General features: G+C 69.5%; 19 protein-coding genes. 8 read left to right on the top strand and 11 right to left on the bottom strand.

From position 1 onward, the window contains the following. Positions 1-20 precede the first annotated feature (20 nt). Positions 21-1,253 (top strand): TetR/AcrR family transcriptional regulator, encoded by a 1,233-nt coding sequence (locus tag VGD44_RS14450; RefSeq protein ID WP_331088242.1) that lies wholly within the window; start codon positions 21-23, stop codon positions 1,251-1,253. A gap of 141 nt (positions 1,254-1,394) precedes the next feature. On the opposite strand, the gene VGD44_RS14445 is transcribed toward VGD44_RS14450, so the two are convergent. The 3 genes from VGD44_RS14445 to VGD44_RS14435 all read right to left on the bottom strand — a co-directional run bounded on the left by VGD44_RS14445 (position 1,395) and on the right by VGD44_RS14435 (position 4,371). Continuing rightward, positions 1,395-2,903, bottom strand: a complete 1,509-nt coding sequence (locus VGD44_RS14445) for an MFS transporter (RefSeq protein WP_331088240.1) — start codon at positions 2,901-2,903, stop codon at positions 1,395-1,397. A gap of 86 nt (positions 2,904-2,989) precedes the next feature. Next, a complete protein-coding gene (locus tag VGD44_RS14440; protein WP_331088238.1) occupies positions 2,990-3,343 on the bottom strand; it encodes a low affinity iron permease family protein in 354 nt (117 codons plus the stop codon). Positions 3,344-3,378: 35 nt separating this feature from the next. After that, positions 3,379-4,371, bottom strand: coding sequence for an NAD(P)H-quinone oxidoreductase (locus VGD44_RS14435; RefSeq protein WP_331088236.1), 993 nt, complete (start codon positions 4,369-4,371; stop codon positions 3,379-3,381). A gap of 82 nt (positions 4,372-4,453) precedes the next feature. On the opposite strand from VGD44_RS14435, the gene VGD44_RS14430 reads away from it, so the two are divergent. Together VGD44_RS14430 and VGD44_RS14425 are read left to right on the top strand one after the other, a co-directional pair. After that, entirely contained in the window at positions 4,454-4,660 is a 207-nt protein-coding gene (locus VGD44_RS14430) for a DUF1192 domain-containing protein (protein WP_331088234.1), read from the top strand. An 87-nt stretch (positions 4,661-4,747) separates the two neighbouring features. Then, positions 4,748-5,260 (top strand): DUF1465 family protein, encoded by a 513-nt coding sequence (locus tag VGD44_RS14425; RefSeq protein WP_331088232.1) that lies wholly within the window; start codon positions 4,748-4,750, stop codon positions 5,258-5,260. Between the two features lie 268 nt (positions 5,261-5,528). Here VGD44_RS14425 and rpmE read toward each other — a convergent pair whose 3' ends face one another. After that, positions 5,529-5,753 (bottom strand): 50S ribosomal protein L31, encoded by a 225-nt coding sequence (gene rpmE / locus VGD44_RS14420; RefSeq protein WP_331088230.1) that lies wholly within the window; start codon positions 5,751-5,753, stop codon positions 5,529-5,531. Positions 5,754-5,870: 117 nt separating this feature from the next. Between rpmE and VGD44_RS14415 the strand changes: the two genes are divergently transcribed. Beyond that, the gene (locus VGD44_RS14415; protein WP_331088228.1) at positions 5,871-7,724 is read left to right on the top strand and encodes an ABC transporter transmembrane domain-containing protein; all 1,854 of its coding nucleotides are present in this window, start codon (positions 5,871-5,873) and stop codon (positions 7,722-7,724) included. Between the two features lie 173 nt (positions 7,725-7,897). Here the strand turns inward: VGD44_RS14415 and VGD44_RS14410 are convergent, their stop codons facing one another. Both VGD44_RS14410 and VGD44_RS14405 read right to left on the bottom strand, forming a co-directional pair. Next, the gene (locus tag VGD44_RS14410) at positions 7,898-8,920 is read right to left on the bottom strand and encodes a glycerophosphodiester phosphodiesterase (RefSeq protein WP_331088226.1); all 1,023 of its coding nucleotides are present in this window, start codon (positions 8,918-8,920) and stop codon (positions 7,898-7,900) included. Positions 8,921-8,936: 16 nt separating this feature from the next. Beyond that, positions 8,937-9,731, bottom strand: a complete 795-nt coding sequence (locus tag VGD44_RS14405) for an inositol monophosphatase family protein (RefSeq protein ID WP_331088223.1) — start codon at positions 9,729-9,731, stop codon at positions 8,937-8,939. Between the two features lie 97 nt (positions 9,732-9,828). Between VGD44_RS14405 and VGD44_RS14400 the strand changes: the two genes are divergently transcribed. After that, positions 9,829-10,230 (top strand): GFA family protein, encoded by a 402-nt coding sequence (locus tag VGD44_RS14400; RefSeq protein ID WP_331088221.1) that lies wholly within the window; start codon positions 9,829-9,831, stop codon positions 10,228-10,230. 41 nt (positions 10,231-10,271) lie between these two features. On the opposite strand, the gene thiE is transcribed toward VGD44_RS14400, so the two are convergent. The 4 genes from thiE to VGD44_RS14380 are packed head-to-tail and all read right to left on the bottom strand — an operon-like array spanning position 10,272 to position 13,459. Continuing rightward, complete coding sequence (thiE, locus tag VGD44_RS14395; RefSeq protein WP_331088219.1) at positions 10,272-10,919, bottom strand: thiamine phosphate synthase; 648 nt, start codon at positions 10,917-10,919, stop codon at positions 10,272-10,274. An 8-nt stretch (positions 10,920-10,927) separates the two neighbouring features. Beyond that, the gene (locus VGD44_RS14390; protein WP_331088217.1) at positions 10,928-11,074 is read right to left on the bottom strand and encodes a hypothetical protein; all 147 of its coding nucleotides are present in this window, start codon (positions 11,072-11,074) and stop codon (positions 10,928-10,930) included. After that, a complete protein-coding gene (gene cydB / locus VGD44_RS14385) occupies positions 11,058-12,080 on the bottom strand; it encodes a cytochrome d ubiquinol oxidase subunit II (protein ID WP_331088216.1) in 1,023 nt (340 codons plus the stop codon). Before cydB ends, VGD44_RS14390 begins: the two co-directional genes overlap by 17 nt. After that, positions 12,077-13,459: a cytochrome ubiquinol oxidase subunit I gene (locus VGD44_RS14380; RefSeq protein ID WP_331088214.1), complete on the bottom strand. Its 1,383-nt coding sequence runs from the start codon at positions 13,457-13,459 to the stop codon at positions 12,077-12,079. The genes cydB and VGD44_RS14380 overlap by 4 nt, the downstream gene beginning before the upstream one ends. Before the next feature lie 179 nt (positions 13,460-13,638). On the opposite strand from VGD44_RS14380, the gene VGD44_RS14375 reads away from it, so the two are divergent. The 3 genes from VGD44_RS14375 (at position 13,639) to VGD44_RS14365 (ending at position 16,200) form a co-directional block, all read left to right on the top strand. Beyond that, positions 13,639-13,824: a (2Fe-2S)-binding protein gene (locus VGD44_RS14375; protein ID WP_331088213.1), complete on the top strand. Its 186-nt coding sequence runs from the start codon at positions 13,639-13,641 to the stop codon at positions 13,822-13,824. Between the two features lie 153 nt (positions 13,825-13,977). Continuing rightward, positions 13,978-14,463: a bacterioferritin gene (gene bfr / locus VGD44_RS14370; RefSeq protein WP_331088211.1), complete on the top strand. Its 486-nt coding sequence runs from the start codon at positions 13,978-13,980 to the stop codon at positions 14,461-14,463. Between the two features lie 78 nt (positions 14,464-14,541). Further along, positions 14,542-16,200 carry an MFS transporter gene (locus VGD44_RS14365; RefSeq protein ID WP_331088209.1) on the top strand — a complete coding sequence of 553 codons (1,659 nt, stop codon included), beginning with the start codon at positions 14,542-14,544 and terminating at the stop codon, positions 16,198-16,200. A 17-nt stretch (positions 16,201-16,217) separates the two neighbouring features. On the opposite strand, the gene VGD44_RS14360 is transcribed toward VGD44_RS14365, so the two are convergent. Then, positions 16,218-17,142, bottom strand: a 925-nt coding sequence (locus VGD44_RS14360) for an alpha/beta hydrolase (protein WP_331088207.1), incomplete at its 5' end; no start/stop codon positions are given.

Genomic DNA, 17,142 nt, shown 5'->3' with positions numbered 1-17,142 from the left:
CAGTGGGGAAACAAACTTCTATGGCCCAACGTAGCGCCGCGGCGAAGTCCACGGACCGGTTCGAACGTAAGCGTGAGGCCATCCTGGATGCTGCAACACACATCCTGAACCGCAAGGGGATCAAGGGGCTGACGCTGGGCGACACCGCCGCGGCCGTCGACCTGTCGACCACCAGCGTCACCTACTACTTCAAGCGCAAGGACGACCTGGCGGCCGCCTGCATCACGCGGGGCATCGAGACCCTGCACGACATCGCCGACCTGGCGACCCGCGCGCCCACGCCGCCCGAGCGGCTGCACAGCTTCCTGACCCGCTACCTCGACGTGCTGAAGCAGACGGTGGAGGGGACCGCCCCGCCGCTGCCGATCATCTCCGAACTGCGTGCGCTCACCTCGCCGCGGCGCGAGGAGGTGGCCACCGCCTACGGCCGGTTGTTCCGGAAAGCGCGCCAGATCTTCGACCACCCCGACATGCTGTGGATGTCGCGCGGCCGGCGCACGGCGCGCACCCGCATGCTGCTGGAACAGGTGTTCTGGGGCGGCGCGTGGCTCGCCAAATACGACCCCGAGGACTACCCGCGCATCCGCGACCGGATGGTCGACATCTTCATCCACGGCATGGCGACCGAGAAGGACGAGTGGGCCCCGGCGGCGATCGCCATGGAGAAGCTGGCGGCCCGGGACGGTCCCGAGCTGGCCCGCGAGACCTTCCTGCTGGCAGCGACCCGGCTGATCAACCGGCGCGGCTATCGCGGCGCTTCGGTCGACAAGATCTCGGCCGAGCTGAACGTGACCAAGGGCAGCTTCTACCACCACAACGAGGCCAAGGACGACCTTGTGGTGGCCTGCTTCGAGCGCAGCTTCGAGGTGATGACGCGGGCCCAGCGGATGGCCATGGAGCTGCCCGGCAGCCAATGGGACAAGCTCGCAGCCTGCGCGGCGGCGCTGGCCGAGTTCCAGCTCTCGGATCACGGCCCGCTGCTGCGCACCAACGCGCTGACCGCGCTGCCCGAGCAGATGCGCAAGGTGATGGTGGAGCACTCGAACCGCGTGTCGGACCGCTTCGCCTCGATGATCTCGGACGGCATCGCCGAGGGGTCCCTGCGGCCGGTGGACCCGTTCATCGCCTCGCAGATGCTGAACGCGACGCTCAACGCCTGCGCCGAGCTGGGCTACCTGGTGCCGGACGTGCGGCCCAAGGCGGCGGCCTCGGTCTTCGTGCGCCCGCTGCTGATGGGCATCTTCGAGCGGTAGTTGCGGCGCCGCAGGCGCAGTTCTTCGAACCACGGATTTCACGGATTGCACGGATTGGCGCCCAGGGCGCCGCCGCCGGCATCCGTGAAAATCCGTGAAATCCGTGGTTGGCCTTCTTCGGCGCTGCGCGCCGTCGGGCGGTCAGGCCTTCTCCACCGCGATTTCCCCCGACCCGATCCCCGGCCCCGCCTCCGCGGCGGCCTGTTCGCCGGCGGCGTCGCGGGCCTTGAGGGTCTCGAGGTTCTCCATGTGGCGCTTGCGGTTGATCGTGTAGGTCGAGATCAGCGCGATGCCGATGGCGTAGAAGCCCACGATCATCGGGATGTAGGCGAGGCCCAGGTTGCGCAGCACGTCGTCGGGCACCTGGCCGCGCTCGGCCTTGTCGGGGAAGCCGATGAAGGCCAGCACCGTGGTCGCCACCAGCACGCCGCCGCTGGAGACCGCGCGGCGCAGGACGTTATTGGCCGACATCAGCAGGCCCTCGGAGCGGCGGCCCGTCTTGACCTCGGCGTCCTCGACGACGTCGGCCACCAGCGACTGCAGCAGGATGGCGATGATCCCGGCCAGCGTCGCGTTCACGATCTCCTCGCCGTAGAGCAGCCAGAGCAGCTCGGGCGTGCCGTTGGCGGGGGCGAGGCCCAGGAGGCGCAGCGACACGGGCGTGATGTGGACGCCCACCGCGCAGATGAAGGTGGCCACCGCGCCCCACTTCTTGCCCAGCCACTTGCCCACGACCGGGGCCAGGAACACGCCGATGAAGCCGCCGATCACGCTCATGGTGGCGAGGCCGGCGAGCTGCACCTGCCGCAGCTCCCAGAAGTAGAGCCCGAAGTAGATCTCCAGCCCGTTCCGCGCGCCGACCCCCACGGCCACGAACATGCTGGCCAGCGCCATGGCGATGAACGAGCGGTTGTTCAGGGTGTGGAACATCTCCACCGCCATGCCCTTCAGCGTGATCGTCCGCTTGGGCGGCTCGGCCAGGTAGGGGATGCGGTGGGCGGTGCCGAACACCGACAGGATGATGGTGGTGAAGATGATGATCGCGCCGGTCAGCGAGTAGGCGAAGTAGCCGTCGCGGGCCAGCACGCCGCCGCCGCCGTCGGGCCGCTCCTTGAGGAACACCTGGTAGGCCAGGATCGTCATGCCCAGGCCTCCGGCGACCATGAAGAAGTGGCGCATCGCAAGCAGGTTGGTGCGCTCGTCGTAGCCCTTGGCCAGCTCGGGGGCGAGGGCCTGGTGCGGCAGCTCGAAGAAGGTGTCGAAGAAGCGCACCGAAAAGATCAGCACCATCAGGTAGACGCCGAGCGCCTGGTCGGTCCAGCCGATGGGCGGGTTCCACAAGAGGAAGAAGCAGACGGCGTAGGGCAGGGCTGCGGCCAGCATGAAAGGGTGGCGGCGGCCCCAGCGCGAGCGGACGTTGTCCGAGATCTGCCCGAGGATCGGGTCGAGGACGGCGTCGAACAAGAGCGCCATCGCCAGGATGCCGCCCACCATCTGCGGCGGCAGGCCCACGACCTGATTGTAGAAGATCACCAGGAACGTCGAGAGCGCCCGGAGCTTCAGGTTCGTCGCCGTCGAGCCGACGGCGTAGGCCAGCTTGGTCGGGATACCCAGGCGCGGCGCGTCGGCCGCGCGGGCGGCAGAGGTCATTCGGCGTTCCTCCGTCACGGCCGCCGGGAGCGTCTCGCGCGCCCCTCGTCAGCCTGCCGGGACGGTGCGGGCGGCCTTCCCGAGCGTCAACGTTTTTGATTTTTCGGTATGGACACATTGGCCGGGCGCTGCCGCTCCCGGTGGCGCTCGATGTCTTCCGGTTCCTCGGAGTCGAGGTCGCGCAGGTCGGTGCGCGCGTCGGAATGGGCGCGCAGCAGCTCGTCCAGCTTGGCCTGGATCGCCTGAGTGTCGCGGTGGGCGGCGCGCTGGATGAAGAGCGTCATCAGCCAGGCCGCCAGCGCCGCGCCGCCGTGCATGTCGAAGCTCTCGCGGTCGAAGATCAGCCAGGCGGCGATGTAGACGCCGAGCGCGAGGAAGGCGATCGGACGCGCAGTGAGCACGCCCAGGTCGGTTAGGGAGCGTTGGAGGAGGCTGGCCATCCGCGCCGAACGCCGGACGGCCTTTGCCGTTCCGATCAGCCCGCGGTGAGGATCACCTTGCCCACGTGGGCGCCGCCCTCGAGGTGGGCGTGGGCGGCGGCCGCGTCCTCCAGCGGGAAGGTCCTGTCCACCTGCGGCTTGACCTTGCCGGCGGCGATCCAGGGCCAGACCACGCGCTCGACCTCGGCGGCCAGGCGGGCCTTCTCGTCGGCGTCGCGCGGGCGCAGCGTCGAGCCGGTGATGACCGCACGCTTCTGCATGATGCGGAAGATCGGCACGCTGATCTCGCCGCCGGCCTGGGCGGCGATGTAGACGATGCGGCCGCCGGTCTTCAGGGCGTCGAGGTTCTTCGCGAAGTAGTCGCCGCCCACCATGTCGAGCACCACGTCGACGCCGCCCTCGCGCTTGGCGACCTCGGCGAAGTCCTCGGCGGTGACGTCGACGGCCACGTCGGCGCCCAGCGACAGCGCGGCCTGCGCCTTGTCGGCCCCGCGGCCGGTGGCGATCACCTTGGCGCCGGCGGCCTTGGCCATCTGGATGGCGGTGACGCCGATGCCCGAGGTGGCGCCGTGCAGCAGCAGCGTCTCGCCGGCCTTCAGCGCCCCATGCTCGAAGATGTTGGCGTAGACGGTGAAGACGGTCTCTGGCAGGCCCGCGGCCTCCTCGAACGACAGGCCCTCCGGCATCGGCAGCGCGTGGCGGGCGTCGACCACGGCGTACTCGGCGTAGCCGCCGCCGCCCAGCAGGGCTGTGACCTGGTCGCCGGCCTTCCAGCGGCCCGCGCCCACGGCCACGTCGCCGGCCACCTCGAGGCCCAGGGTGTCGGGCGCGCCGGGCGGCGGCGGGTACATGCCCAGCCGCTGGACGATGTCGGGGCGGTTCACCCCGGCCGCGCGGACCCGGATCAGGATCTGGCCGGGCCCGGGCTTCGGCAGCGGGATCTGCGCCGCTTTCAGGGCCGCGGCCGGGCCTCTGCCGCCCTCCACGGCGATGGCGGTCATGGTCTCGGTCTCGACGGGGCTCGTCATGGAAATGTCCTGAAACTTGCCATTGGGGCGCTCAATCGGTCAGATAGCCACCCTTTAGGGGGACGCAAAGGAGGGTTCGAACATGGATGAACCTGCTGACGTCCGGGTCGGGCGCGGCCAGCGCCTCATCGAGGCCTGCCGCGAGGACCTCGACCTCTACGCCGTATCGGAGCTTGAGGAGCGCCTGGAGATCCTGGCCTCCGAACGCGCGCGCGTGCAGGCCCAGATCGAGAAGAAACTCTCGGGCCGCGCGGCCGCGGACGCCCTCTTCTCGCCGCGCGCCAACTGACCTCCTGGCACGGGCGTTGCAGCGCCCTATCGATCCGCGACCTTTCGTTCAGGGCGTGGAAACCACAAGCGGTGTAGAGTTGGCGCGATGCAGGACACCCTTAAGCCCGACTGGCGCGACGACGTGATCCAGGACTTCGCCAGGTCCGAGCTGTTCGAGCGCACCTTCCAGGAGGGGATGGAGCTGGTCGAGGAGACCGCCACCTACCTCGACGGCGAGGGGCGCCAGGAATCCAAGCTGCTGTCGCGCAACGCCGCCCTCGCCTATGCAGCCGAGAGCATGCGGCTGACGACGCGGCTGATGCAGGTGGCCTCGTGGCTGCTGGTCCAGCGGGCCGTGCGCGAGGGTGACATGGCGCCCGCCGCCGCCTGCGAGGACCGCTATCGCCTCAACGCCGACGACGTGGCCCGCAACGGCGAGTCCGACGGCTCGCGCGGCGAACTGCCCCGCGGCCTGACGGGCCTGGCCGACCGCGCCGAGCGCCTGTACGAGCGCGTCCGCCACCTGGACCGCCGCATGTACCTGGAGAGCCAGACCGCCGAACCGGCCAACCCGGTGCTGGGCCAGCTGGACCGACTGAAGAACGCCTTCGGGGGGTAGTCCCAAAACGGGGTGTCATCCCGGTTTCGCGAAGCGAAGACCGGGACCCACTGAGCTCTGATCTTCGTGGAGGGGCGCGGCATCGACGCTGCGGCTCAATCCCATGCGCCGCGCTCAATGGGTCCGGTCCTTGGCTGCGCCAAGACCGGGATGACAACCGTAGGAGTGGGTGCGCAAACGAAAACGCCGCGAAGGTTGCCCCTCGCGGCGTTCCTGTTCTTAGGGTCTGGATCCCCGCCTTCGCGGGATGAGTCCGGCTAGCGCCGGCTTACTTGCGCGTGAAGGCGCCGAACTTGGCGTTGAAGCGCGACACGCGGCCGCCGCGGTCGAGCAGCTGGTGGCCGCCGCCGGTCCAGGCCGGGTGGGTCTTCGGATCGATGTCCAGATTCAGCGTGTCGCCTTCCTTCCCGTAGGTGGAACGCGTCTGGTAGCTGGTGCCGTCCGTCATCACGACGGTGATGAAGTGGTAGTTGGGGTGGATGTCTTGTTTCATCGAACGGACGCCTGACGTATGGGAGCGGCCGAATTTGGCCGGCCGCCCGCGAGGGGGCGGTGAAAATGGAAGCCGCGCGTATAGAGAAACGCTCGGTGAAATGCAAGGTGCGATGCGATGAGTGTTGAGGGGCCTTCCGTGGCGTCCGCTGCGGTGGAGGGTCGGCCCACCGAGGGCCAGGCCCTGGCCCAGAGCCTGGCTGAGGGCGCGGCCAAGCGCGGCCGCAGCCGCAACGTGGGCGCGTTGCGACGCCTGGCTCCGTTCCTGGCCGCCCACTGGGGCCGGGCGGCGGCCGCGTTCGGCTTCCTGCTGCTCTCCAGCGCCGCGACGCTGGGCATGTCGGGCGCGATCCGGCTGGTGGTGGACCACCTGACCGACCCCGGCCTCGACGCGGCGACGGTGGACCGGCGCTTCATGATCGTGGGCGCGGTGGCCGGCACGCTGGCGATCTCGACGGCGATGCGCTTCTTCTTCGTCACCAGCCTGGGCGAGCGCGTGGTGGCGGACCTCCGCAAGGCCACCTACGCCCACATCCTGAAGCTGGACCCGGCGTTCTTCCTGCAGACGCGCACCGGCGAGGTGCTCTCCCGCCTGACCACCGACATCGCCATCGTCGAGACCCTGCTGGCGACCTCGATCTCGGTGGCGATCCGCAACCTGCTGATCCTGGTGGGTGCGCTGGTCCTGCTGGTGTTCGTGAGCCCGCACCTGACCGGCTTGGTCCTGCTGACCTTCCCGTTCGTGATCGCGCCGCTGTTCCTGTTCGGGCGGCGGGTGCGCAAGCTGACCAGCTCGGCCCAGGACCGGTTCGCCGACGCGGTAGGCTCGGCCGGCGAGAGCCTGGATGCGCTCGAGACCGTGCAGGCCTTCGGGCGCGAGCGGGCGGCGGCCGAGCGGTTCGGCTCGGCGGTCGAGACCGCCTTCCGCGCCCAGATGCAGCGCATCTCCACCCGGGCCCTGATGACCGCGGCGGTGATCGTCTTGGTGTTCGGCGGCATCGTCGGCGTGTTCTGGCTGGGCGTGCACGCGGGCCTGCGCGGCGACATCAGCTGGGGCGCATTGTTCCAGTTCGCCTTCCTGTCGGTGATGGCCGCGAGCTCCGTCGGCGCTCTGGGCGAGACCTGGGGCGACGTGCAGAAGGCGGCCGGCGCCATGGAGCGGGTGGGCGAGCTCTTGGACGCCAAGCCCGGCGTAGCGGCGCCCGCCAACCCGACGGCGCTGCCGGTCCCGCCGCGCGGCGAGGTGGCCTTCGAGGGCGTGACGTTCGCCTACCCGGGCCGTCCCGACCTGCCGGCGCTGAAGAATTTCACCCTCAGCGTACGGCCCGGCGAGCGGGTGGCGCTGGTGGGGCCGTCGGGGGCGGGCAAGAGCACCGTCTTCCGGCTGCTGTTGCGCTTCTACGACCCGCAGGCCGGCCGCGTGCTGCTGGACGGCGTCGACCTGCGCCAGGCCGAGCCCACCGAGGTGCGCGCCCGCATGGCGCTGGTGGCCCAGGAGAGCCCGCTGTTCTCCGGCTCGGCCGCCGACAACGTCCGCTTCGGCCGCGACGGCGCGAGCGACCTCGAGGTGCAGGCGGCCGTGCGGGCGGCCCAGGCCGAGGGGTTCCTCGCTGCCTTGCCGGAAGGCCTGGAGACCCTGGTCGGCGACCGCGCCCGCACGCTCTCCGGCGGCCAGCGCCAGCGGCTCGCCATCGCCCGCGCGTTGATCCGCGAGGCGCCCGTGTTGCTGCTGGACGAGGCGACCTCGGCGCTCGACGCCGAGAACGAGCACCTGGTGCAACGGGCGCTGGACGAAGCGATGAAGGGCCACACCACGCTGGTCATCGCCCACCGCCTGGCGACCGTGTTGAAGGCCGACCGCATTGTGGTCATGGACGAGGGCCGCGTGGTGGAAGAGGGCACGCACAACGAGCTGGTCGCGAAGAACGGGCTCTATGCGAGGCTGGCCGCGCTGCAGTTCGAGGCGGCTTAGGCGCCAAGCACAACAAAAGCTTGTCATCCCGGTTTTGGCCGCAGGCCAAAGACCAGGACCCGTTGAGCTCAGGATTGGGGGCTGCCCGCAGCTTCGCCGCCCGCGCCAAACCACGAACTCAGAGTCTAATGGGTCCCGGTCTTCGCTTCGCGAAACCGGGATGACAACGGAGGTTAGGCGGGGTTCCGCGCCTTCACTGCCAAGCCAGGGAAGTCCGAGAACACGCCGTCGACTCCCGCCGCGTAGAGCGCCCTGCAGAGGGTCTCGGCGTCGCCGTGGTCGGCGGGCGAAGCTCCGCGCTTCAGCTTCGGGGGCAGGAACTGGCTCTCCGCGCGGACCGTCCACGGGTGGACCGCGAGGCCCGCGGCGTGGGCCAGGTCGACCAGCTTCGTTGGGGGGCCGAGCCCTCCGTCCACGACGTCCACGACCATCGGCCACTCCGGCCCTAGGCCATCGGCGAAGGCGGCGATGGCCTTCAGGTCCTCGGGCGTCTTCGTCGGCGCAGCGGCGCCCGTCTGGCCGATCAGCATCACGCGGCGGGCCTTCGAGAGGCCCATGAAGGCCTTCAGCGGCGCCACCTCGAAGCACTGGACGAAGACAGGCGCGGTGCGGCTGTCGAGGCCGTTCTTCTTCAGGGTGTCGGCGAGTCGCTGCTCCATCGGCAGGCCGATGCCGGCGAAGTAGGTGGGGTGCTTCATCTCCGGGTACGTGCCGATGGTGCGGCCGGTGCGGCGGCTCTCGGCCTTCGCGAGGTCGATGACCTCTTGGTAGGTCGGGATCGCGTCACGGCCGTCGAACTTCGCGCTGCCCGGGCGAATCTGCGGCAGGCGCTCGCGGGCGCGGAGCGTCTTCAGCTCGGCCAGGGTGAAGTCCTCGGTGAACCAGCCGGTGATCTTCTGGCCGTCGATCAGCTTCTCGGTCTTGCGGGCGGCGAATTCCGGTCGGCTCGCCACGTCGGTCGTGCCGGCGATCTCGTTCTCGTGGCGGACCACCAGGTGCCCGTCCTTGGTGACGACGAGATCGGGCTCGATGAAGTCGCAGCCCTGCTCGATGGCCAGCTTGTAGGCCATGAGGGTGTGCTCGGGCCGCTCGCCGCTGGCGCCCCGGTGGGCGATGACGATGGGCCGCGTCTTCTGCGCCAGAGCCGGCGAAGCGGCGAAGGTGACGGCGGCGGCAAGGGTGCGGCGGGTGATCATCCCGCCACCTTAGCCTTTATTTTGCGGCGGTCAGGCGACTGAGCAGTTGCGGGTGGATGTCGAGATTGCCGGCCACCACCGAACCCGTGGTCAGCACCTCGCCGCCGCCGTCGGCGTCGGTCACCTTGCCGCCCGCCTCGGTGACCAGCAGCGTGCCGGCCGCCAAGTCCCAGGCGTTCAGGTCGCGCTCCCAGTAGCCGTCGAACCGGCCGGCGGCCACCCAGGCGAGGTCGAGGGACGCGGCGCCGAAGCGGCGCACCCCCGCCACCCGCTGGCTGATCTGATGCAGCTCCTTCAGGAACTTCGCGTGCTGTCCGTGGCCCAGGAACGGGATGCCGGTGGCCAGCACCGACTCGTCCAGCCGCTGGCGCGCCGCCACCCGCAGGCGGTGATCGTTGACGAAGGCCCCCTTGCCCTTCTCGGCCCAGAACGTCTCGTTGGTGATCGGATTGTGGGTCAGGGCCGCCACGACCACGCCCTCGCGCTCGAGCGCGATGTTGATGGCGAAGTGCGGGATGGCGTGCAGGAAGTTGGTGGTGCCGTCGAGCGGGTCGACGATCCACCGGTGGGTCTTGTCCGAGCCCTCGATCAGGCCCCGCTCCTCACCCAGGAAGCCGTAGCCGGGGCGCGCCTTGGTCAGCGCCTCGAAGATCACCTGCTCGGCCTTGAGGTCGGCGGCGGACACGAAGTCGGCCGGCGCCTTCTTGGCCACCTGCAGCTCGGCGAGCTCGCCGAAGTCGCGGTTGAGGCCACGCGCCGCCTTGCGCGCAGCGTCGCTCATCACCTTCAGGAGGGCGGATTGGGTGCTCACGGTTTCAAAAGATCTCGGGCGGAAGAGGGCGCGGAAACTAGTGGCCGGGGTCGCCCGACGCAAGCGGCGTCGCTATCGTGGCCCCATGCAAGGCGATGTGACGCGCGAAGCCCGCTGCTGGTGCGGCGACCTGCGGCTGACGCTGAAGGGCGATCCGTTCTACGTCTCGAGCTGCGCCTGCACCCGCTGCCAGCGGCGGACGGGCGGCTTCTTCGGGGTGACGGTCTATGCGCGGCCGGAGCAGATCGCGGCGCGCTCGGGCGAGACCCAGACATTCAAGCTGTCCGACGGTTCGACCACCTTCCACCGCTGCGCCCGTTGCGGGACCAACCTGTGGTGGGTCCCGGACGAGGAGGACGACGTTATCGGCCTGGCCGGTGGCTGCTTCGTCGGCCAGAACCTGCCGGCGCCCCAGCGGATGGTCTACACGGCGACGCGGCATCCGTGGGTGTGCGTGCCGGAGGGTCTGCCGGAGTACGAGGACGCAGCGCCTGAGTAGTCCTCCTCCCCCTCGGGCTTCGCCTTGGGGGAGAGGAGCCGCTAGCCCCGCTCCGCCACGCCTGCCGCGATCTCCGCGTTGATCGCCTTCACCGCCGCCGCGGGGTCGGCGTGGCTCCACACGCCCGCCGAGACGGCCAGGAAATCCGCGCCCGCCGCGGCAAGGCCCCTAGCGTTCGCGGACGTGATGCCGCCGATGGCGACGCAGGGGACCTCCATGGTCTCCTGCCAGATGGTCAGGATCTCGGGGTCGGCGCGGGCGAGTGCGTCCTTGGTGGTGGTCGGGAAGAACGCCCCGAAGGCCACGTAGTCGGCGCCGGCCTCGGCGGCCTCCATGGCGAGGTGGCGGCTGTCGTGGCAGGTGACGCCGACCATCCGGTCGTTGCCCACCAGTCGGCGGGCCTCGGCGTAGCTGCCGTCGGTCTGGCCGATATGGACGCCGTCGCAGCCCAGGCGGGCCGCGAGGTCGGGGCGGTCGTTCATGATCACGGCCAGGCCGCGGGCCTGGGCGATGGGCAGGATCACGTCGGTCGCGGCGGCGATGATATCGTCCCCCACGTCCTTGAGCCGGATCTGCAGAGCCGCGACATCGCCGGCGTCCAAGGCATGCGCGAGCGTGTGGCCGAAGGCGGCGAGGTCGTCGATCCGCGGCGGGGTGATCAGGTAGAGGCGGCAAAGCGGTTGGGCCATGGCCCTACCTAGCGCAGCAGCAACCTCAGCGCATAGGCGATCGCAGCGCACGAGGCCGCGCCGGTGATGGCGAGGCCACCGAACCAGGCCAGCCGCTTCCAGAGCGGCGGCAGCGGCGTGTCGGCGTCCGGCGGAGGTTCAATGATAGCCGGCATGGGCGCCGACCTTACCGCGGAAGAGCCAGTAGACCCAGACGGTGTAGCCCACGATCGCCGGCAGCAGGATCGCCACGCCGCCCAGCATGAGGCCGAGCGCATTGTCGGCGTTGGCGGCTTCTCGGAAGTCCATGTCGTAGGGGACGATGTTGGGGAAGAAGCCCACCGCGAGGCCGACGTAGCCCGACAGGAAGACCAGGTAGGCGCCGATCAGGGCCCGGCCGTGGCCCCGGCGCAGGCCCCAGACGGTCACCGCGAGGCCGATGAGCCCCAGGAGCGGGATCGGGGTCAGCGGCAGGAGCGCCGCGAAGTCGAACGCCCCGCCCTCGAAGCCCCAACGGGCGGCGATGCGCGGGTGGACGACCAGGGTGGCCAGGCTAACGGCGGCCAGCAGGGCCGCAGTGGCCGCCGCGGCGATCCAGCCCCAGCGGCGGGCGCGGACCTGCAGCGCGCCCTCGGTGCGCCAGATGAGCCAGCCGGCGCCCAGGAGTGTGTAGCCGGCGACCACGCCCACGGCTACCAGCAGGCTGTAGGGGGTGAGCCAATCGAAGGGGCCGCCGGCGAAGGCCTGGCCCTGCAGCTTCACGCCCTGGATGAAGCCGCCCAGCACCAGCCCCTGGGCCAGCGCAGCGGCCAGCGAGCCGCCGGCGAAGGCGGCGGTCCAGAACGCCTTGCCGCGCACGCGCCCGTGGTGGCGGAACTCGAAGGCCACGCCGCGCAGGATCAGCGCCAACAGCATCAGGATGATCGGCAGGTAGAGCGCCGGCATCAGCGCCGCATAGGCGAATGGGAAGGCGGCGAAGAGCCCGCCGCCGCCCAGCACCAGCCAGGTCTCGTTGCCGTCCCAGACGGGCGCGATGGACTCCATCATCACGTCGCGCTCGCGCGGATCGGCGGCGAACGGGAAGAGGATGCCGATGCCCAGGTCGAAGCCGTCGAGCAGCACGTAGAGCAGGACGGCCGTGGCGATGATCCCGGCCCAGATCAGCGGCAGGTCGAGGCTCATGGCCGGCCCTCCTCGAGCGCCGCCAGCGGGTTGCCGGGGGCCTCGCCCCGGGCGTCCGGCGCGGCTTCGGGCGTCGGGCCCTCGGCGATCAGGCGCAGGATATAGAGGACGCCCACCGAGAAGATGATCGCGTAGACGATCATGAAGGCGAGCAGCGACGCCGAGACCTGGCCTGCGCCGACCGGCGAGACCGAGTCCGCAGTCCGCAGGAGGCCGGTGACGGTGTAGGGCTGGCGGCCCACCTCGGCGACGATCCAGCCGCAGATCACCGCCACGAAGCCCGCGGGGCCCATGGCGACGGCGGCGTAGAGGAACGGCTTCGAGGCTTCGAGCTTCCGGCGCCAGATGAGCCAGGCGCCCCAGGCGCCCAGGCCGATCATCAGCACGCCCAGGCCCACCATGATCCGGAACGCCCAGAAGACGATGAAGACCGGCGGTCGGTCCTGCGGCGCGAAAGCCTTCAGGCCCGTGATCTCGGCGGACGTGCTGCCGGCGGTGATCCAGCTGCCGAGCTTCGGGATCGAGACCTCGAAGCGGTTGCGCTCCGTGGCCCGGTCGGGCCAGGCGATCACGTGGAAGGCCTGCTCGCGTCTGGTCTCCCAGAACGCCTCGACGGCCGCCAGCTTGGCGGGCTGGACCTGCAGCATCTCCTTGCCGGAAAAGTCGCCGACCACGAGCTGCAGCGGCGCCACGACGGCGAACATGCCGATCGCCATGCGCAGCGCGATCTTCGCCTCCGGCTCGGGCCCACGGCGCAGGATGCGCCACGCCGAGGCCGCGCCCACCACCAGCGCCGTCGTGAGGTAGGCGGCGAGCGCCATGTGGGCGAACCGCTCGGGGAAGGTGGGCGAGAAGATCACCTTCAGCCAGTTCTCGGTCCTGAGCGAACCGTCGGGCAGCACGATGTGGCCCGTCGGGTACTGCATCCAGCTGTTGGCCGAGATGATCCAGAAGGCCGAGATGAGGGTGCCGATGGCGACGAGGCAGGTGGACGTGAAGTGCAGCCCCGGCCCGACTTTGCGCCAACCGAACAGCATCACGCCCAGGAACGAGGCCTCTAGGAAGAAGGCGGTCAGCACCTCGAACGCGAGCAGCGGCCCGATGACCGGCGCGGTCTTGGCGGCGAACACGCTCCAGTTGGTGCCGATCTGGTAGCTCAGCACCACGCCGGAGACGACGCCCATGCCGAACGAGATCGCAAAGATCTTCACCCAGAAGAGGTAGAGCGTCTTGAACGCCTCCCTCCGCGTGAACAGCCACAGCCCCTCCAGCACGGCCAGGTAGCTGGCGAGGCCGATGGTGAAGCTGGGGAAGATGATGTGGAACGCGATGGTGAAGGCGAACTGCAGCCGCGACAGGATGAGCGCGTCGAGTTCCATCGCCGTCCCTCTGGCGTTGTCGCCGGGCCAGCCGGCGCAGGTCACATATAGCGACGGCCTGGGACGCCTGCGACACCGCGGCGCGCCGAAATCGCGTTAACTACTCCTTGCGAATGACTTGCAATGTTAGTCGCAAGAAGCTAACTGTTGAGCCTCAGCCAGGAGCCGCTTGCGCGCCCATGTACGTCTGTAACTGCAACGGCATTCGTGAGCGTGAAGTGCGTGCGGCCATCGCCGCGGGCGCGACCCGGCCTGCGCTGATCTTCAAGGCCTGCGACTCGGAAGCCCAGTGCGCCCGCTGCGTCTGCGACATGCGCAAGATGGTCCGGGAAGAGCAGGAAGCGCTGCGGTTCGCAGCCGAGTAAGGTTTGGCTCGCTGCCTGTTCCGGCGAGCGCAAATCATTCTCAAAGATATTGCGGTTTTTTGAGCAACCGCAAATCACTCGCAGACATTGTCTTTGACATCGCCCACCCACGGGAGGCAATCCCGTGCCCAGAGATTGGACGGAGGCTCGACGGTGCAAGGCGACAAGGCGATCATCAAGCTGTTGAACGCGGTCCTGACCAATGAGCTGACCGCCGTAAATCAGTATTACCTGCACGCGCGCATGTACGAGAACTGGGGCTTCGCCCGCCTCGGCAAGGTCACCTATGAAGAGTCGATCGGCGAGATGAAGCACGCCGACAAGCTCATCAAGCGGATCCTGTTCCTCGACGGCCTGCCCAACCTGCAGGACCTGCACAAGCTCTCGATCGGCGAGACCGTGCCCGAGGCGCTGGCGGCGGACCTGGGCGTCGAGGTGGGCGGCCGCGCGACGCTGATCGAAGGCATCAAGCTGTGCGAGGCGTCCGCCGACTTCGTCTCGCGCCAGGTCCTGCGCGAGATCCTCACCGACACCGAGGAGCACATCGACTTCCTCGAGACCCAGATCAGCCTCGTGAAGAGCCTGGGCGAGCAGAACTATCTCCAGAGCGCCATGGGCGAACTCGGCGACGGCGAATAGGCTTCGGCCGTCATCCTCCGGGTGACGAGCGCGTAGGTTTCGCCCTACGGTCCGTCCCCGACGACAAGGGGAGACGGCATGGCGGCAGTAGCGGAAGAAGGTGCGCCGGCGCGGGCGGGGTCCAACGCGACGGTGGTGGCGGGCGCGTCCGTCGGCACCGTCTTCGAGTGGTACGACTTCTACCTCTACGGCTCGCTCGCCAGTTTCATCACGGCCCACTTCTTCTCGGGCGTGAACGAGGTCACCGGCTACATCTTCGCCCTGCTGGCCTTCGCCGCCGGGTTCGCGGTGCGGCCGTTCGGGGCGATCGTGTTCGGGCGGCTGGGCGACCTCTGGGGCCGCAAGAACACCTTCCTCGTCACCATGCTCCTGATGGGCCTTTCCACGTTCGTGGTGGGCCTCTTGCCCAGCTACGAGGCCATCGGCGTGGCGGCGCCGGCGCTGCTGATCACGCTGCGGCTGATCCAGGGCCTGGCGCTGGGCGGCGAGTACGGCGGGGCGGCCACCTACGTCGCCGAGCACGCGCCGCCCGGCAAGCGCGGCCTCTACACCAGCTGGATCCAGACCACGGCGACGGCCGGCCTGTTCCTGAGCCTGATCGTCATCCTCCTGGTGCGCACCAACATCGGCGAGGACGCCTTCAAGGCCTGGGGCTGGCGAATCCCGTTCCTGGTCTCGATCCTGCTCCTGGGCGTGTCGCTCTGGATCCGGCTGCGGCTCAACGAGAGCCCGGTGTTCCAGAAGATGGTCGACGAGGGGAAGACCTCGAAGAAGCCGCTGGCCGAGAGCTTCGGCGAGTGGGGCAACCTGAAGCTGGTGATCCTGGCGCTGGCCGGGCTGACCGCCGGCCAGGCGGTGGTCTGGTACACCGGCCAGTTCTACGCGCTGTTCTTCCTGGAGCGCATGCTGAAGGTCGACGGCGCGCTGACCAACACCCTGGTCGCGGTGTCGCTCCTCCTGGGCACGCCGTTCTTCGTGGTCTTCGGCTGGCTGTCGGACAAGATCGGCCGCAAGCCGGTGATCCTGGTGGGCTGCGTTTTGGCGGCGCTGACCTATTTCCCGATCTTCAAGGGGCTCACGGCGGCGGCCAATCCGCAGCTCGCCCAGGCGACGGCCTCGGCGCCGGTGCTGGTGATCGCCGACCCGGCGTCCTGCGCCCTGCAGTTCGACCCCGTGGGCAAGACCGCCTTCACCAGCGCCTGCGACGTGGCCAAGGCCGCGCTGGCGTCGGCCGGCGTGTCCTACGAGAACCGCGCAGCGCCGGCGGGTTCGGTGGCGGTGGTGCAGGTGGGGACCGCCCAGCTCGCCAGTTTCGAGGGCGCGGGCCTCCCCAAGGCCGACTTCGACGCCCGCAAGGCCGCCTGGACAAAGGAGCTCGGCGCCATGCTCAAGACGGCCGGCTATCCACCGAAAGCCGACCAGGCCCTGGTCAACAAGCCGATGGTCGTCTTCCTGCTGTGGCTGCTGGTGATCTACGTGACCATGGTCTACGGGCCGATCGCCGCGGCGCTGGTGGAGATGTTCCCCGCGCGGATCCGCTACACCTCGATGTCGCTGCCCTACCATCTGGGGAACGGCTGGCTGGGCGGCTTCCTGCCGACCACCGCCTTCGCCATGGTCGCGGCCACGGGCAACATCTACTACGGGCTCTGGTACCCGATCGTCGTGGCGGCGTTCACGGCGGTCATCGGGTTCTTCTTCCTCAAGGAGATGAAGGGGAACCGCATCGAGGACTGAGGCTCCCCTTCGATCGTCTACTTCGCCGTGGCCGCCTGCCAGCTGGCCACCTGCTCGCGGCCCTCGATGAAGGTCAGCGCGGTCGAGAGGAACTCGGGGGCGAGGAAGATGTCGTAGTGGGTGCGCCCGGGCAGGATCGCCAGGCGGTTCTTGGTCACGTGCTCCCGCTGCCAGCCGCCGTCCTTCAGGCCGCCGCCCAGCATCTGGAAGAACTTCACCTCGTGCTCGGGGCGGTACATGTCGCTGTCGCCGAACACCAGCAGGGTCGGCATGGTCAGCTTCGCCACGTCGGCGGAGAAGTCGTAGGACTGGCGCATGAAGGCGCCGAGGGTGTCGAGCAGCTTCGGGAAGTCCTGCGGGCGGGGCGCCACGGCCACGTAGGACGTGTACATCGGCGTGTCCTTCATGAAGGGCGCGGCCTGGGCGCTGACCTGGGCCTGCTGCTTCAGCATGTCGGCGTAGAAGCCGTCCTGCGCGTAGCCGGTCGAGAGCAACACCAGCTTGTTGACCCGCTCCGGGTGCTGCACGGCGAGCTGGAAGGCGACGCCGCCGCCGAGCGAGTAGCCGAGGACGTCCGCCTTGCCGTAGCCCAGCTTGGTCAGGATCGTGGCCATGTCGGCGCCCTGTGCCTGCAGGCTGAACGGCCGGTCGCCGAGGACCGTGCGGCCGTGGCCCTGCAGGTCGACGCCGATCACCGTGTGGCGGGCGGTCAGGTCGGCCATGATCGGGGCGAACATGTCGATCGAACCCAGGCCGCCATGCAGCAGCAGCAGCGGCGGGCCCGAACCGCGGACCTCGTAGTAGTAGGTGACGCCGTTCGCCTCGATGTGGCCGCTCTTGCTGGGCTTGGGCGCCGCGGCCGGAGCCGTGGCGGCGGGCTTGGCGGGCGCGGCCTCGGCCACGACCGGGGCGGCGGTCAGCGTGGTCAGCGCGGCGCCGATC

The organism is Phenylobacterium sp. (assembly GCF_036402295.1).
In the GTDB taxonomy this organism is placed as follows: domain Bacteria; phylum Pseudomonadota; class Alphaproteobacteria; order Caulobacterales; family Caulobacteraceae; genus Phenylobacterium.
This window is presented reverse-complemented; position numbering and strand designations above follow the sequence as displayed.

Excerpts from the sequence above, each read along its gene's own strand:
- VGD44_RS14435 (WP_331088236.1), bottom strand. The coding sequence starts at position 4,371 with ATGACGAGCCCCGTCGAGACCGAGACCATGACCGCCATCGCCGTGGAG.
- thiE (WP_331088219.1), bottom strand. The coding sequence starts at position 10,919 with ATGGCCCAACCGCTTTGCCGCCTCTACCTGATCACCCCGCCGCGGATC.
- VGD44_RS14425 (WP_331088232.1), top strand. The coding sequence starts at position 4,748 with ATGCAGGACACCCTTAAGCCCGACTGGCGCGACGACGTGATCCAGGAC.
- VGD44_RS14365 (WP_331088209.1), top strand. The coding sequence starts at position 14,542 with ATGGCGGCAGTAGCGGAAGAAGGTGCGCCGGCGCGGGCGGGGTCCAAC.
- VGD44_RS14440 (WP_331088238.1), bottom strand. The coding sequence starts at position 3,343 with ATGGCCAGCCTCCTCCAACGCTCCCTAACCGACCTGGGCGTGCTCACT.
- VGD44_RS14380 (WP_331088214.1), bottom strand. The coding sequence starts at position 13,459 with ATGGAACTCGACGCGCTCATCCTGTCGCGGCTGCAGTTCGCCTTCACC.
- VGD44_RS14445 (WP_331088240.1), bottom strand. The coding sequence starts at position 2,903 with ATGACCTCTGCCGCCCGCGCGGCCGACGCGCCGCGCCTGGGTATCCCG.
- VGD44_RS14375 (WP_331088213.1), top strand. The coding sequence starts at position 13,639 with ATGTACGTCTGTAACTGCAACGGCATTCGTGAGCGTGAAGTGCGTGCG.
- VGD44_RS14415 (WP_331088228.1), top strand. The coding sequence starts at position 5,871 with ATGAGTGTTGAGGGGCCTTCCGTGGCGTCCGCTGCGGTGGAGGGTCGG.
- rpmE (WP_331088230.1), bottom strand. The coding sequence starts at position 5,753 with ATGAAACAAGACATCCACCCCAACTACCACTTCATCACCGTCGTGATG.
- VGD44_RS14390 (WP_331088217.1), bottom strand. The coding sequence starts at position 11,074 with ATGCCGGCTATCATTGAACCTCCGCCGGACGCCGACACGCCGCTGCCG.
- VGD44_RS14410 (WP_331088226.1), bottom strand. The coding sequence starts at position 8,920 with ATGATCACCCGCCGCACCCTTGCCGCCGCCGTCACCTTCGCCGCTTCG.
- VGD44_RS14430 (WP_331088234.1), top strand. The coding sequence starts at position 4,454 with ATGGATGAACCTGCTGACGTCCGGGTCGGGCGCGGCCAGCGCCTCATC.
- cydB (WP_331088216.1), bottom strand. The coding sequence starts at position 12,080 with ATGAGCCTCGACCTGCCGCTGATCTGGGCCGGGATCATCGCCACGGCC.
- VGD44_RS14450 (WP_331088242.1), top strand. The coding sequence starts at position 21 with ATGGCCCAACGTAGCGCCGCGGCGAAGTCCACGGACCGGTTCGAACGT.